The sequence below is a fragment of the Rahnella sp. R3(2024) genome (genome assembly GCF_042920125.1).
GTDB lineage: Bacteria > Pseudomonadota > Gammaproteobacteria > Enterobacterales > Enterobacteriaceae > Rahnella > Rahnella rivi.
In genome coordinates this window covers 1,654,484-1,669,098 of sequence record NZ_JBHGBU010000001.1, presented here as the reverse complement: position 1 = coordinate 1,669,098, position 14,615 = coordinate 1,654,484, and the positions used below count along the sequence as shown (strand labels likewise).

Below are 14,615 nucleotides of genomic sequence, written 5' to 3'. Positions count from 1 at the left end.
GATTCTTGAGATGGGTAAGAACGTCGTCGTACTCGGCACTCAATGGGGTGATGAAGGGAAAGGCAAGGTCGTAGACCTGCTTACTGAACGGGCTAAATATGTTGTGCGCTATCAGGGCGGTCACAACGCCGGTCACACTCTGGTTATCAACGGTGAAAAAACCGTTCTTCATTTAATTCCTTCTGGCATTCTGCGTGAAAATGTCACCAGCATCATCGGTAACGGTGTTGTTCTGGCGCCTGACGCCTTAATGAAAGAAATGGGCGAACTTGAAGCTCGTGGCATCCCTGTACGCGAACGTCTGTTACTCTCTGAAGCCTGCCCGCTGATCTTGCCTTACCATGTCGCATTAGACATGGCGCGCGAAAAAGCGCGTGGCGATAAAGCTATCGGTACCACCGGTCGCGGCATCGGTCCTGCTTATGAAGATAAAGTTGCCCGTCGCGGTCTGCGCGTAGGTGATCTCTTCAACAAAGAAACTTTCGCTATCAAGCTGAAAGAAATCATCGATTATCATAACTTCCAGCTGGTCAACTACTACAAAGTAGAAGCCGTTGATTTCCAGAAAACGTTAGACGATGTCATGGCTATCGCCGACATCCTGACCGCAATGGTCGTTGACGTGTCTGAGCTGCTGGATGGCGCGCGTAAGCGTGGCGATCTGATCATGTTTGAAGGCGCGCAAGGCACGCTTCTGGACATCGACCACGGGACTTATCCGTACGTAACCTCTTCCAACACCACCGCGGGCGGCGTCGCTACCGGTTCTGGTATTGGTCCACGTTATGTCGATTATGTACTGGGTATCGTAAAAGCCTATTCCACCCGCGTGGGTGCAGGTCCGTTCCCGACTGAACTGTTCGATGAAACGGGCGAGTTCCTGCGTAAGCAAGGTAACGAGTTTGGCGCGACCACGGGTCGTAGCCGTCGTTGCGGCTGGCTGGACATCGTTGCTGTGCGTCGTTCTGTGCAGATTAACTCCCTGTCTGGTTTCTGTCTGACCAAACTGGACGTGCTGGACGGTCTGAAAGAAGTGAAGCTGTGTATCGGTTACCGTATGCCTGATGGCCGCGAAATGACCACCACTCCGCTGGCAGCAGAAGGCTGGGAAGGTATCGAGCCAATTTACGAAATCATGCCAGGCTGGACCGAAACGACCTTTGGTGTGAAACAAGTAGATAAACTGCCACAAGCGGCACTTAACTACATCAAACGCATCGAAGAGCTGACCGAAGTGCCGGTTGATATCATTTCAACAGGCCCTGACCGTAGCGAAACCATGATTCTGCGTGACCCGTTTGATGCATAACAGCGCGAGCTGAGTATGTAAAAACGTCATAACCGGGCAAATTTGCCCGGTTTATTTTTTTCTGCCTGTCTGCGCTTGTTTACTTCCCATAAAGCATCCACTATTTAAATGATTAGCCGCAAACTTGCAGGCTGGTTTATCATCATTGTGCTTTCTTAAAAAAATCAATTTTTCCCTTCGTCTCGGTCGACGCGGGAAGAGCGGGTAAAAAACTACCCAGAGGTATGTGTGCAGTTAACGAGTTTTACTGATTATGGTTTGAGAGCGTTGATTTATATGGCGTCGTTGCCTGACGATCAGATGACCAATATCTCGCAGGTTACCGATGTTTACGGTGTTTCGCGAAACCACATGGTGAAAATCATTAATCAGTTAAGCCGCGCAGGTCTGGTCACCGCCGTTCGCGGCAAGAACGGTGGCATAAAGCTGGGTAAACCGGCACAAACAATCCGCATTGGCGATGTGGTTCGCGAACTCGAGCCGCTTTCACTGGTCAACTGTGACAGTGATTTTTGCCACATCACGCCCGCATGCCGGCTAAAACAAGTCCTGCACACTGCTGTAGAACATTTTCTTGATGAGCTGAATCAGTACACTCTGGCCGATATGGTCAAAGATAACTCGCCGCTCTATAAATTATTGCTTGTTGAATGAAAGACTCTCAACAAACTGCTGATGGCAACGGAGGAACCGCTATGTCACAAGATCCATTCCTGGAACGAGAAGCAGAAAAATACGACTCACCTATTCCCAGCCGTGAATTTATTCTGGAACACCTCGCGAAACGTGAAACACCAGCCAGCCGGGAAGAAATCGGTAACGAACTGAATTTGTCTGGTGAAGAGGCGCTGGAAGCCTTGCGCCGTCGACTGCGCGCCATGGAGCGTGATGGTCAACTGGTCTTTACGCGCCGCCAGTGTTACGCACTGCCTGAACGCCTGGATTTGCTGAAAGGCACGGTCATCGGTCATCGCGACGGTTACGGATTCCTGCGCCTTGAAGGCGTGAAGAAAGATGACGTCTACCTGTCTGCTGAACAAATGAAAATGTGCATCCACGGCGACGTGGTACTGGCACAGCCGGTCGGCACCGACCGTAAAGGCCGCCGCGAAGCGCGCATCGTGCGTGTGCTGGTGCCGAAAATGAGCCAGATCGTGGGCCGTTACTTTACTGATGCCGGCGCCGGTTTTGTCGTCCCGGACGACAGCCGTCTGAGCTTCGATATTCTGATCCCCTCCGACGCCATCAATGGTGCGCGCATGGGATATATGGTCGTGGTCGAGCTGACTCAGCGTCCGACCCGCCGTACCAAAGCGGTCGGTAAAATCGTCGAAGTGCTGGGCGATAAAATGGGTACCAGCATGGCGGTGGACATCGCACTGCGCACCCATGAAATTCCGCACGTCTGGCCGCCGCAGGTTCTGAAACAGGTCGAAGATCTGAGTGAACAGGTGCCGGAAGAAGCGAAAAAAGGCCGCGTGGATTTACGCAGTCTGCCGCTGGTCACCATCGATGGTGAAGATGCCCGCGATTTCGATGACGCCGTGTACTGTGAGAAAAAACGTGGTGGCGGCTGGCGTCTCTGGGTGGCGATTGCTGACGTCAGTTATTACGTCCGTCACGGCACAGCGCTTGACGATGAAGCACGCAGCCGCGCGACGTCTGTGTATTTCCCGTCGCAGGTAGTCCCGATGCTGCCGGAAGTGCTGTCTAACGGCCTGTGTTCCCTGAACCCGCAAGTGGACCGTCTGTGTATGGTCTGTGAGATGACTATCTCCGCGCAGGGCAAGCTGACCAGTTCTAAATTCTATGAAGCGGTGATGAGTTCTCACGCCCGTCTGACGTACAACAAAGTCTGGCGCATCATTGATGGTGACCAAGAGCTGCGTGAGCAATATTCGCCGCTGGTCAAACATCTGCAAGAACTGCATACCATGTACAAAATGCTCGATCAGGCGCGTGCCGAGCGTGGAGGTATCGCCTTCGAAACCGAAGAGGCGAAGTTCATTTTCAACGCCGAACGTCGTATCGAACGTGTTGAGCCCACCGTGCGTAACGATGCACACAAACTGATTGAAGAGTGCATGATCCTCGCTAACATCGCGGCGGCGCGTTTTGTTGAAAAACATAACGAACCCGCGCTGTTCCGTGTTCATGACCGTCCAAGCGATGATCACATCTCCGCGCTGCGAAGCGTGCTGGGTGAACTGGGTCTGGTGATGGGCGGCGGCCTCAAGCCTGAGCCGAAAGATTATGCCCAGATTATGGATGAACTGGCGGATCGTCCTGACCGCGAAATGCTGCAAACTATGCTGCTGCGTTCGATGAAACAGGCGATTTATGATCCGGAAAACCGGGGTCACTTCGGTCTGGCGCTGGCGTCATACGGCCACTTTACGTCGCCAATCCGCCGTTATCCGGATCTGGCATTGCATCGCGCAATCAAATATCTGCTGGCGAAAGAGCACGGCACGCTGAAAGAACGCTGGACGCCAACCGGTGGCTGGCACAGTGATTACGAAGACATGTTGCAGCTGGGCGAGCATTGTTCGATGGCAGAACGCCGCGCCGACGAAGCCACCCGCAACGTGGCTGACTGGCTGAAATGCGACTTTATGCAAGATCACGTCGGTGAAGTCTTTACCGGCACCATCGCCAGCGTGACCGGTTTTGGTTTCTTCGTGCGTCTGAACGATCTGTTCATCGACGGTCTGGTGCACGTCTCCTCACTGGACAACGATTATTACCGTTACGACAACATCGGACAGCGTCTGGTGGGCGAATCTTCCGGCGCGGTTTACCGCCTGGGTGATACGGTTGAAATTCGTGTTGAAGCCGTGCATATGGACGAGCGTAAAATCGACTTCGCTCTGGTTTCCAGCACCCGTAAAGCACGTGGTGAAGGCAAAACCGCACGCGATCGCGCGAAACAAGGAGGGGAGCGCTCCATGCGTTCCACGGCGCCCGCCAATGCAGGACGTCGTCGCACAGGCAAGAAAGGCGCTAACTTCGAGCCGGACAGCGCGTTCCGTAAAGACGATGCGAAGCCTGCTAAGCCGAAGAAAGAAAAAGCGGTGAGTGCAGTCGGTAAAGACGGCAAGCCGAAGAAAGCTAAAAAGCCGTCTGACCAGACGCAGAAAATCGCTTCCGCGACCAAAGCCAAGCGCGCGAAGAAAAAACCTGCGCAAAGCTGACGGTCACGCGTCTGCACTAACGGGCGGTCATTTATTCACTGATGCTTTTTTCAGTCGATGATAGAATCGCCCGCAATCCTTCGTTAAATTGCGGACAGCATGCTGTCCGCAAGTCTATTTTAAAGAGCATCATGAGCGAAATTATCTACGGTATTCATTCCGTTAAAGCTTTACTCGACAACGATCCGCAACGCTTTCTGGAAGTTTTCATTCTGAAAGGCCGCGATGATAAACGTCTGAAACCGCTGATCGACGAACTGGAAGCCAGCGGGATTGTTATTCAGGTCGCGAACCGTCAGTGGCTGGATGAAAAATCCGAGGGTGCCGTACACCAGGGGATTATCGCGCGCGTTCGTGAAGGCCGTCAGTATCAGGAAAACGACCTGCCAGCGCTGCTGGAAAGTCTCGAATCCCCGTTCCTGCTGGTCCTGGACGGCGTGACTGATCCGCATAACCTCGGTGCATGTCTGCGTACCGCAGATGCGGCAGGTGTTCACGCGGTGATCGTTCCCCGTGACCGTTCTGCCAAACTGAACGCGACCGCCAAAAAAGTCGCCAGCGGTGCGGCTGAAAACGTGCCGTTGATCAACGTGACCAACCTGGCGCGCACGCTGCGCGTTTTACAGGAACACAATGTCTGGATCGTCGGTACCGCCGGTGAAGCCGATCACGACCTGTATCAGAGCAAAATGACCGGCCCGATGGCGCTGGTGATGGGGGCAGAAGGTGAAGGTATGCGCCGTCTGACCCGTGAACATTGTGATGAGTTGATCAGTATTCCGATGGCGGGCAGCGTGTCTTCACTGAACGTCTCTGTGGCGACCGGTGTCTGTCTGTTCGAAGCCGTGCGCCAGCGTGGTCTGAAGAAGAGCTGATTTCAGTTTCTTTAGCTGTGCCTTCAACGGGAGCCTTCGGGCTCCCGTTTGCATTCCTGTCTTTGTGATCTGCCCGCCTGTTAATTCCCCGATTTTTACCATACTGATGCCATGTCCTTTAAAAGGAGCAGGCGATGAACTGGGAAACACACCGGGTTTTCAATCAGCCCAAACCGTTGAGCAACAGCAATTTATTTCTGTCCGATACTCCGCTTCGTGAGGCTGTTATGCGGCATCAGGCCGGATGGGACGCCGATGTGCTGGCCTCTCTGGGGCAGCAGTTAGGTTCCGCGGAGTCGCTTGAGCTTGGCCGGCTGGCCAATGCCAATCCGCCCGATCTTCTGCGATATGACACCACCGGCGAGCGGATCGATGATGTGCGTTTTCATCCGGCGTGGCATTTGCTGATGCAGGGGTTAATCGCTAACCGCGTACACAATCTGCCGTGGCAGGAAGATGCGCGAATCGGTTCGACGGTGTCGCGCGCTGCACGGTTTATTCTCCATGCGCAGGTTGAGGCCGGGACGCTGTGCCCGGTGACCATGACTTACGGCGCTGTCCCGCTGCTACAAGAATATTTACCCGCAGAATTTCGTGGCTGGATGAAACCGTTGTTATCCGACCGCTACGATCCGCATCTGCAATCCGGCGATCAGAAAAAAGGCGTGCTGATCGGCATGGGCATGACGGAAAAACAGGGCGGATCGGATGTGATCAGCAACACCACGCGGGCGAGCGCGCTGGAAGGACGGGGCAGCGGCAAACCCTATCATCTGGTCGGGCATAAATGGTTTTTCTCGGTGCCGCAAAGTGATGCGCATCTGGTGCTGGCGCAGGCCGATGGCGGGCTTTCCTGCTTTTTCCTGCCGCGCGTATTGCCGGACGGCGAGCGCAACGCCGTGCGGATTGAGCGCCTGAAAGACAAACTGGGCAATCGCTCCAACGCCAGCAGCGAAGTGGAGTTTCAGAATGCCACCGGCTGGCTGCTGGGCGAAGAGGGCGAAGGGGTCCGCCATATCCTGAAAATGGGCGGTCATACGCGCTTTGACTGCGCGCTGGGCAGCCACGCCATGATGCGGCGGGCGCTGTCGGTGGCGTTATACCATGCGTTTCAGCGTCAGGTTTTCGGCAAGCCGCTGATCGAACAACCGCTGATGCGCCAGACGCTGAGCCGCATGGCGCTGCAACTGGAAGGGCAAACCTTGTTACTGATGCATCTCGCCGCCGCTTCGGGTGAACAAAATCACTCCGCCGGACAACTGCTTTGCCGGTTGCTGACGCCCGCCGCAAAATTCGAGATCTGTCGTCAGGGCATGCCTTTTGTCGCCGGGGCGATGGAAGTGCTGGGTGGGATTGGGTATTGCGAAGACAGCGAGTTGCCGCGTTTATACCGTGAAATGCCCGTCAACAGCATCTGGGAGGGCTCGGGCAACATTATGTGCCTTGATATATTACGTACGCTTCGCAAGCTGCCAGCCAGCGGAGAGATGCTGCAACAGCTGCTGCATCATGCGCGGGGACAAAACCGGGTATTTGATCGCGCCGCCCGTCAGTTTCTGCAACGCCTGCGCCAGCCGGAGGAAGCGCAGGGCCGGTGGCTGACCGGCCAGTTATGTCAGTTGCTGACGGCGACGCAGATGCTGGAATTTGCATCACCGCCAATGGCCGATGCCTGGTGCCGGATGGTGCTCGATCCGCGCGGCGAAACGTTGCTGCCGGAGCGGTTGTGTCAGTTGCTGATCAACCGGGCAATTGGCGCAGAGTAGGGCTGAAACCGGCGTCTCAACGGTAAAGCGTGGCCTGGGAATACCAGCGTCCGGGCACAATGGTTTCACTGTTAAACATGATGACGTAATAGCGTGCGCCCGCTTCATCGGCTTTGCGCTGAATTTCTGCTTCTGCATCCATCGGGCTGCCAATGACATCTGCGGTGATACTGCCGATTTTGGTCAGTGTGGACGTTTGAGCACGGGTGATTTCCTGCGCGTTGGCCGCTGGCGCAGGCGGAGGAACCGGCGTGGTTTTCATCAGGTTACTGCAACCGCTAAGCGCTGCCAGTAAAAGCAGGGCGGCAGGGATTCGGAGGGATTTCATCGTGATATCCGGTAAAAGGGCGATAGCGTAAGTGTAGCCCTTTCACCGGTCTGCTGGCGAGTTTGCGCGGCGTTTATTGCCGCGCCCTGCACGTCCTAACGTTCGGAAATCTTAAACACGCTGACCAGTTGAGAAAGATGGCGACCCTGTTCACTGAGCGCGGCGGCCGTTTGCTGTGAGTTTTCCACCAGCGTGGCGTTCTCCTGCGTCGCTTTGCCAATCTGCATGATGGCGATGTTCACCTGAGAAATCCCTGACGACTGTTCGTGCGAAGCGATATCAATATCGCTCATCAGCACTTTTACCTGACGGATCCCCTGCAGGATATGGTTCATGTTCGACTGCGTTTTGGCCGCACTCAGATGGCCTTCTTCCACTTTACTCAGGGAATCTGCCACCAGATTTTCAATCTCTTTCACCGCATTCGAACTGCGCTGTGCCAGTGCCCGGACTTCTGACGCCACCACGGCGAAGCCGCGCCCGTGCTCACCGGCACGCGCGGCTTCCACGGCAGCGTTCAGCGCCAGAATGTTGGTCTGGAAGGCGATACCCTCAATGACCGTGGTAATGGCCGCGATACGGGTAGAGGCGTGCCGGATAGCTTCCATACTTTCAACGGACTGATCTACCGCATCGGCGCCGACGGTGGCGGCTTTATCGGTCTGTTGCACCAGCCGGGTGGCCTGTGTGGCGTTATCCGCTGTGTTCTGAACCGTGGCGGTGATCTGCTCCATGCTGGCCGACGTTTCTTCCAGGCTGCTGGCCTGAGTGCCGATCTGCTGGTTTATCTGATCGCTGTCTGAGGAGAGCGCCTGGGTGTTGTGCATGATTTCAGATGACACCTGACGCACTTCGCCGACGATTTTCTCCAGTCCGTGTCCGATGCCGTCGATGGCGTGCATCAGCGCACCAATTTCGTCAACGCGCCGGGTTTGTGCCCGCGCACGCAGATCGCCGCTGGCATACTGCTGAGCGATGTGGACGACGTCGCTGAGTGGACGGCTGACCAGCTTACGCGTCAGCCAGATGAACAGTGCGGCAAAACAGGCCAGTGCCAGCAGGCTTATCATCAGGAAATGGTTACGCGTGCGGGTCACCTGTTCCATCAGGCTGTCTTTGTCCGTGCTGCCGACCACCACCCAATGCCAGGCGGGGACGTTGGCATAAACGATAAATTGCTGATGCTGACTGGCGGCGTCGGTGTATTCACGTTCACCGCGCGATTGCGACATCACCTGTTCCAGCACGCCCTCTGGCCATGCCGGGGTTTTTCCTTCCTCGGTGGCATGAACCAGATATTTCCCCAGATCCTTGCCTGGCGCGCTGTTAAGCACGAAGAAATAGCCCTGCTCGCCGATGCGTTTGGAGAGGATCTTCGCCCGCATGTCCGCGTATTCTGACGTGATATCCACGCCCACAAACAGAATGCCAATCACGCTGCCTTGCGCATCGCGTACCGGCTGATATTTAGTGATGTATTTTTTGCCGAACAGCGTCGCCAGCCCGCTGAAGGATTCGCCTGCCATGATTTTTGCATAAGCCGGGCTGGTGTTGTCGAGCAAGGTACCGATGGCGCGGGTGCCGTCCTGCTTTTTGAGGGACGTCGTCACGCGGATGAAATCATCGCCACGGCGGGCGAAAATGGTGGAAATCGCGCCGGTGCGCGCCAGAAAATCATCGGGGATTTTACTGTCCAGATTCAGCGGATTGCCGCCCGCTTTGATAACCGGTGCAGACTGTTCACCGATAATCACCGGGTTGCCGGTATCCAGTTCAAAATTTTCCGGCAGGAAATGGCTGAACAGGCGCGTATAACTGTCTACTTCGGCGTTAAGACTGGCGTTGTACATTTCTATCATGTCCACCACGCCGGTCACCTGCTCGGAAATGGCGTTAACCGCCAGTTCATTGACCTGCCTGCCAGCGGAATGCGTCAGTGACAAGGTGAAAATAATAAATAAGAGGCCGACCAGCAGGGAGGCGAAACTTGCCAGTTTTGCCCCTATGCTCCATCGGCGAAATGAGCGTTTTGATGCCGTTTTCATGGGGTTTCCCGTTAATTTTCGATAGCGCACTAACGGCGTAAAAACGGAAAGGATTAATGATCAAATGTAACCACTTATTTCAATAAAAATTGATCTGAATCAATGAAATAATTATGAATGTATGAATTTGAATTAAGGCCGGTGAGAAGAATATGGCCGATATGAAGTAACCGGTTATAAATCATACGAAAAAGGTTGTAGTCGCCGGTTTTCAGACCCGTAGAATGTCGGTTCGCACTGAGGCCGACATTTTTTTCCATATGCGCAGGGGAAGTTACGATGGTTGAGATGTATGAAGAGAATATTGAAGGGATCCAGGTGATTCATGCCGTGCCTGCCGGACAGTATCAGCAGCAGCTTCCGACAATTTTTTTCTATCACGGCTTTTTATCCTCCAAAGAGATGTACTCGTATTTCGGCTATACGCTGGCGAAGGCCGGTTTTCGCGTCATTCTGCCGGATGCACTCATGCACGGTGCCCGTGCAGAAAGTGACGAAGCCAAATGCGTGGCCCATTTCTGGCGTATTTTACAAAACAACGTAGAAGAGCTGGCGATGCTGAAGGAATTGTTTGTCGGACGCGGTCTGGCGGATCCGCAACGCCTGGGCGTCGGCGGGGTATCGATGGGCGGAATGACCACCATGGCCGCGCTGGTGAAATACCCGTGGGTGAAGGTTGCGGCAAATCTGATGGGGTCGGGCTACTTTTCGCGTTTATCACATCATCTTTTCCCTGCATTTACCGCCGGTGACACAGCACAGCGCGACGTTTTTGAACGTGATGTTGCTCCGCTACTTAGCCTGGATGTCACCGGTAAAACGGCATTATTCGCCGATAAACCGCTGTTTGTCTGGCACGGCGAGCAGGACGACGTGGTGCCGTTTGGCGAAAGCCTGCGGTTGCAACAGGAACTGGCTGCCAGCGAAGCGACCGCCAATCTGACCTTCATTTCTGAGTCTGAGGCGAAGCATAAAGTCACGGTGCACGCACTGTCAGAAGCCACCGCTTTCTTCGCTCAAAAGCTGTAGAGAAATTAATCTGCCTTTCTCCTTGAGTTTCACAGTGGCTGTACATATAATTGCGCGTCATTTTTTCGACCGCACACATAACACGTTCCTTGCTTCCATGGGCCGCGGTTGACCCTGACAGGAGGCTGAATAATCCGTAAGGAGCAATTCTATGCGTCATTACGAAATCGTATTTATGGTACACCCTGACCAAAGCGAACAGGTTCCGGGCATGATCGAGCGTTACAGTGCAGTAATCACTAACGCTGCTGGTCAGATTCACCGTCTGGAAGACTGGGGCCGCCGTCAACTGGCTTACCCGATCAACAAACTGCACAAAGCTCACTACGTTCTGCTGAACGTTGAAGCCCCGCAGGAAGCGATCGATGAGCTGGAAACAAACTTCCGCTTCAACGACGCCGTTATCCGTAGCATGGTTATGCGTACTAAACACGCGGTAACTGAAGCATCTCCAATGGTTAAAGCGAAAGACGAACGTCGTGATCGTCGTGAAGATTTCGCTGAAGCTAATGATGATGCTGAAGCTGGGGATTCTGAAGAGTAATTGCCGTGACGGCGAATCGTCTGGTGTTGTCCGGCACAGTGTGCAAGACCCCCATTCGTAAAGTCAGTCCTTCGGGTATTCCTCACTGCCAGTTCGTGCTAGAGCATCGCTCGCAGCAGCAGGAAGCCGGATTTAACCGACAAACATGGTGCAGAATGCCTGTGGTTGTCAGTGGACAAGCGTCACAAGCATTAACTCACAGTATAACGGTCGGCACGCAACTCACTGTTTCTGGATTCATTAGTTGCCATCAAGGGCGCAATGGACTGAACAAAGTGGTGTTACATGCCGAGCAGATTGAATTGATAGATTCTGGAGACTAGCCTAATGGCACGTTATTTCCGTCGTCGCAAGTTCTGCCGTTTCACCGCGGAAGGCGTTGTAGAGATTGATTACAAAGATATCGCTACGCTGAAAAACTACGTTACCGAAAGCGGTAAAATTGTCCCGAGCCGTATTACCGGTACTCGTGCAAAATACCAGCGCCAGCTCGCTCGTTGTATCAAGCGCGCTCGCTACCTTTCTTTGTTGCCATATACTGATCGTCATCAGTAATAGGCCACTGTCCATAAACGACTTTGAGAGGTTAAGGTAATGCAAGTTATTCTGCTTGATAAAGTAGCAAACCTGGGCAGCCTGGGTGATCAAGTTAACGTTAAAGCGGGCTATGCTCGTAACTTCCTGGTACCACAGGGCAAAGCTGTTCCTGCTACCAAGAAAAACGTTGAGTTCTTCGAAGCACGTCGTGCTGAACTGGAAGCCAAACTGGCTGACGTTCTGAACGCTGCTGAAGCTCGTGCAACTAAAATCAACGAACTGGGTTCAGTCACCATCGCGTCTAAATCAGGCGACGAAGGCAAACTGTTCGGCTCTATCGGTACTCGCGATATTGCTGATGCAGTGACTGCAGCTGGCGTTGAAGTTGCAAAAAGCGAAGTTCGTTTGCCGAATGGCGTTCTGCGTACCACTGGTGAACACCAAGTTGAGTTCCAGGTACACAGCGACGTATTCGCTAAACTGAATGTCGTTGTGGTTGCTGAAGCGTAATAACGCTGAAGTTAACCCTGAGACGCCGGCCTAGTGCCGGCGTTTTGCTTTTCTGCATCAGGGAATGCTGAGCCCACAAGCATTAAGAACGGGCGGAGTATTTCAGTGGCGAACCCTTTACTGAATTCACTCAGTTTTCGCGCTGAAAACTGCCGTCTGACTGACGGGTAAACGTCACGGTGACGTTCTGTTCCGTCGTGACCTGCAATGCCTTCACTACACCCTGAGCATCGCGCTGTATCTTCACTTCCTGTCCTGTTTTCAATGTACTCAGCGGTTTCTCCGCGCCCTCTACCCGCGCCATTGAAAACACATCGTTCACAGCCATATTGTTATCGCGGAACAGCTGCGCCAGCGTCTGGCCAGACTGCACCTGATAGCTACGCCATGTGCCGCCGTTGTCATTACTCTGCGGCTGCACAGGTTCCGGCTGCGCCATTTGCGTGGTACGGCCCTGATCGTTGCGCAAATCGGCCTGCATCGGGATGCTGGTCGGCTGTTGCGGTTGTGACGGCGCGTAAGTATTTTCCGGCGTATACGGCCACAGCAGTGCCAGAAGAATGACCAGCACAGCCAAAATAATGCCGCGACGATGTGGGTAAGGGAGTGGCGACATCCAGTGGAAGCCGTCGCTTATGTGCCAGATCCTGCTCAGCAACGTTTTGCCTCTGGTTGCAGCAGACGTTCCGGTTTCAGTTTCAGCAGAAGTGATTTCACTTTCGCTTTCGCTCTGCGGTGCTGTCGTGTCTCGCATCGGCCTTTTCATAATGGCAATCCAGGATCTCAACATGGGTTGATAAATACGGATGGCTTTCCTTCTCCTGGGCGGGATTCTGCCCATGACGACCTCTCTTGTTAACTGTCGCATTTTCGACTGTCTGTTGCTGCCTAGTATAGCTGTTTAACTGCTTGATGCGGAAAGGGACAAAGCATAAATATCATCCAAACGATGCGCTAAATGGCGTCAAATGCGAAAAATTTATCGAAAAGTGGGATGAACTGCGCCCGCCGTCATGTTGGCTCACAGAGGATTTTACCCAAAAGCTTTGCGCTGCTATGCTGCGCCTTCGACATTTTTAAGAGCTAAGGAAAATTCATGACTACCCCTTCATTTGACAGCGTAGAAGCGCAGGCAAGTTACGGTATCGGCCTGCAGGTCGGTCAACAGTTGCAGGAATCAGGTTTGCAGGGCTTAGAGCCTGACGCACTGCTGGCAGGCTTACGCGACGCGCTGGAAGGGAATACGCCAGCCGTTCCTGTTGACGTGGTTCACCGCGCACTGCGTGAAGTCCATGAACGTGCTGATGCTGTTCGTCGTGAACGTCAGGAAGCACTGGCTGTTCAGGGGCAGGAATTCCTGGCTCAGAACGTACAGCGCGAAGGCGTGAGCAGCACCGAGTCCGGTCTGCAATTCTCTGTGATTACCCAGGGCGAGGGCGCTATTCCGGGCCGTCAGGATCGTGTACGCGTTCACTACACCGGTAAACTGATCGACGGTACTGTCTTCGACAGCTCCGTACAGCGTGGCGAACCGGCTGAATTCCCGGTTAACGGCGTAATCGCAGGCTGGATCGAAGCACTGACCCTGATGCCGGTGGGTTCTAAGTGGGAGTTGTACATCCCTCATAACCTGGCTTACGGCGAGCGTGGCGCAGGTGCGTCCATCCCGCCATACAGCGCGCTGATCTTCGAAGTTGAGCTGCTGGAAATTCTGTAATTCTCTGCAGATAACAGAAATGAAAAGGGCGCTAATGCGCCCTTTTTTACGTCCGGAATCCGGCTTATTCGCCACGCAGCGCGCGCGGGAACAGCAGGTTATTCTCCAGATGGATATGCTCCATCAGGTCGGTGATGAATTCGTTAATCCCGGCGTACAGCGCCCGCCACGTCACACAGGCGCCTTCCGGCGGCGTCACGTTATTGGTCAGACGTTTAATCTCTTCCAGAATGAGCCCCGCATCATCATGTTCACGTTCCATCACTGAAATCGGACCGGCAGCCTGACGGCCCATTCCGCCACGGATCATCGGGAACAGGATCTGTTCTTCTTTCATCATGTGGCTGGTCAGTTCTTCGAGGATCAGTTGCAACTGAACCGCCAGACCGTGCGGGCAAGGCGCTTTATCGCCATGGACCTTTTCCACTTTCTCTGCCATCAGCACCAGTTCAGGCAATTCCTGACGGTGACGATCGTGGTAGCGCGGAATAATGAAATCGATGATCTGCGCCAGCGGAGCGGTTTTCCAGTCGGTTGAAGTATCCGGCAGTTGGGCAATCTCAGCAATTTGCTGCTCGATAAGATCGATATCCAGATCTTTTTTAGTGACGGCGCGTAACAGCGTTTGCTTACCGCCACAGCAGAAATCGAGATCGTACTGACGGAACAGACGGGTAGCGCGTGGAATGGCAACAGCCAGAGCGCCAAGGGGTTGGTCGCGATAGTCCATGATGAAGCCTCGTTAAATGAAAGAATCTATA

At 54.0% G+C, this 14,615-nt stretch carries 15 protein-coding genes; 11 read left to right on the top strand and 4 right to left on the bottom strand.

The window, feature by feature from the left end; all coding sequences use genetic code 11:
* The first annotated feature begins 10 nt into the window (after positions 1-10).
* The 5 genes from ABSH60_RS07485 (at position 11) to ABSH60_RS07465 (ending at position 7,144) form a co-directional block, all read left to right on the top strand.
* Positions 11-1,309 (top strand): adenylosuccinate synthase, encoded by a 1,299-nt coding sequence (locus tag ABSH60_RS07485; protein ID WP_056782479.1) that lies wholly within the window; start codon positions 11-13, stop codon positions 1,307-1,309.
* A 228-nt stretch (positions 1,310-1,537) separates the two neighbouring features.
* A complete protein-coding gene (gene nsrR / locus ABSH60_RS07480) occupies positions 1,538-1,963 on the top strand; it encodes a nitric oxide-sensing transcriptional repressor NsrR (protein ID WP_056782478.1) in 426 nt (141 codons plus the stop codon).
* A gap of 41 nt (positions 1,964-2,004) precedes the next feature.
* Positions 2,005-4,503, top strand: coding sequence for a ribonuclease R (gene rnr / locus ABSH60_RS07475; protein ID WP_136377112.1), 2,499 nt, complete (start codon positions 2,005-2,007; stop codon positions 4,501-4,503).
* A 131-nt stretch (positions 4,504-4,634) separates the two neighbouring features.
* Positions 4,635-5,378, top strand: coding sequence for a 23S rRNA (guanosine(2251)-2'-O)-methyltransferase RlmB (rlmB, locus tag ABSH60_RS07470; protein WP_056782476.1), 744 nt, complete (start codon positions 4,635-4,637; stop codon positions 5,376-5,378).
* Positions 5,379-5,512: 134 nt separating this feature from the next.
* Positions 5,513-7,144 carry an isovaleryl-CoA dehydrogenase gene (locus ABSH60_RS07465; protein ID WP_390973381.1) on the top strand — a complete coding sequence of 544 codons (1,632 nt, stop codon included), beginning with the start codon at positions 5,513-5,515 and terminating at the stop codon, positions 7,142-7,144.
* A 16-nt stretch (positions 7,145-7,160) separates the two neighbouring features.
* Here ABSH60_RS07465 and bsmA read toward each other — a convergent pair whose 3' ends face one another.
* Both bsmA and ABSH60_RS07455 read right to left on the bottom strand, forming a co-directional pair.
* Positions 7,161-7,472: a biofilm peroxide resistance protein BsmA gene (bsmA, locus tag ABSH60_RS07460; RefSeq protein ID WP_056782474.1), complete on the bottom strand. Its 312-nt coding sequence runs from the start codon at positions 7,470-7,472 to the stop codon at positions 7,161-7,163.
* A 95-nt stretch (positions 7,473-7,567) separates the two neighbouring features.
* Positions 7,568-9,517, bottom strand: coding sequence for a Cache 3/Cache 2 fusion domain-containing protein (locus tag ABSH60_RS07455; RefSeq protein WP_390973379.1), 1,950 nt, complete (start codon positions 9,515-9,517; stop codon positions 7,568-7,570).
* A gap of 279 nt (positions 9,518-9,796) precedes the next feature.
* Between ABSH60_RS07455 and yjfP the strand changes: the two genes are divergently transcribed.
* The 5 genes from yjfP to rplI all read left to right on the top strand — a co-directional run bounded on the left by yjfP (position 9,797) and on the right by rplI (position 12,137).
* Entirely contained in the window at positions 9,797-10,546 is a 750-nt protein-coding gene (gene yjfP, locus ABSH60_RS07450; RefSeq protein WP_390973377.1) for an esterase, read from the top strand.
* 151 nt (positions 10,547-10,697) lie between these two features.
* Entirely contained in the window at positions 10,698-11,090 is a 393-nt protein-coding gene (gene rpsF / locus ABSH60_RS07445; RefSeq protein WP_013573776.1) for a 30S ribosomal protein S6, read from the top strand.
* A gap of 5 nt (positions 11,091-11,095) precedes the next feature.
* Entirely contained in the window at positions 11,096-11,413 is a 318-nt protein-coding gene (gene priB / locus ABSH60_RS07440) for a primosomal replication protein N (protein WP_072158217.1), read from the top strand.
* Between the two features lie 4 nt (positions 11,414-11,417).
* Positions 11,418-11,645 (top strand): 30S ribosomal protein S18, encoded by a 228-nt coding sequence (gene rpsR, locus ABSH60_RS07435; protein WP_004392491.1) that lies wholly within the window; start codon positions 11,418-11,420, stop codon positions 11,643-11,645.
* A gap of 39 nt (positions 11,646-11,684) precedes the next feature.
* Entirely contained in the window at positions 11,685-12,137 is a 453-nt protein-coding gene (gene rplI, locus ABSH60_RS07430; RefSeq protein ID WP_390973374.1) for a 50S ribosomal protein L9, read from the top strand.
* 130 nt (positions 12,138-12,267) lie between these two features.
* On the opposite strand, the gene ABSH60_RS07425 is transcribed toward rplI, so the two are convergent.
* A complete protein-coding gene (locus tag ABSH60_RS07425) occupies positions 12,268-12,978 on the bottom strand; it encodes a LysM-like peptidoglycan-binding domain-containing protein (RefSeq protein WP_056782470.1) in 711 nt (236 codons plus the stop codon).
* A gap of 255 nt (positions 12,979-13,233) precedes the next feature.
* Here ABSH60_RS07425 and fklB point away from each other — a divergent pair, with 255 nt between their 5' ends.
* On the top strand, positions 13,234-13,854 hold the full coding sequence (gene fklB, locus ABSH60_RS07420; RefSeq protein WP_056782469.1) for an FKBP-type peptidyl-prolyl cis-trans isomerase: 621 nt from the start codon (positions 13,234-13,236) through the stop codon (positions 13,852-13,854).
* 64 nt (positions 13,855-13,918) lie between these two features.
* Here fklB and ytfE read toward each other — a convergent pair whose 3' ends face one another.
* Complete coding sequence (gene ytfE / locus ABSH60_RS07415; RefSeq protein WP_056782468.1) at positions 13,919-14,584, bottom strand: iron-sulfur cluster repair protein YtfE; 666 nt, start codon at positions 14,582-14,584, stop codon at positions 13,919-13,921.
* Positions 14,585-14,615: the final 31 nt, after the last annotated feature.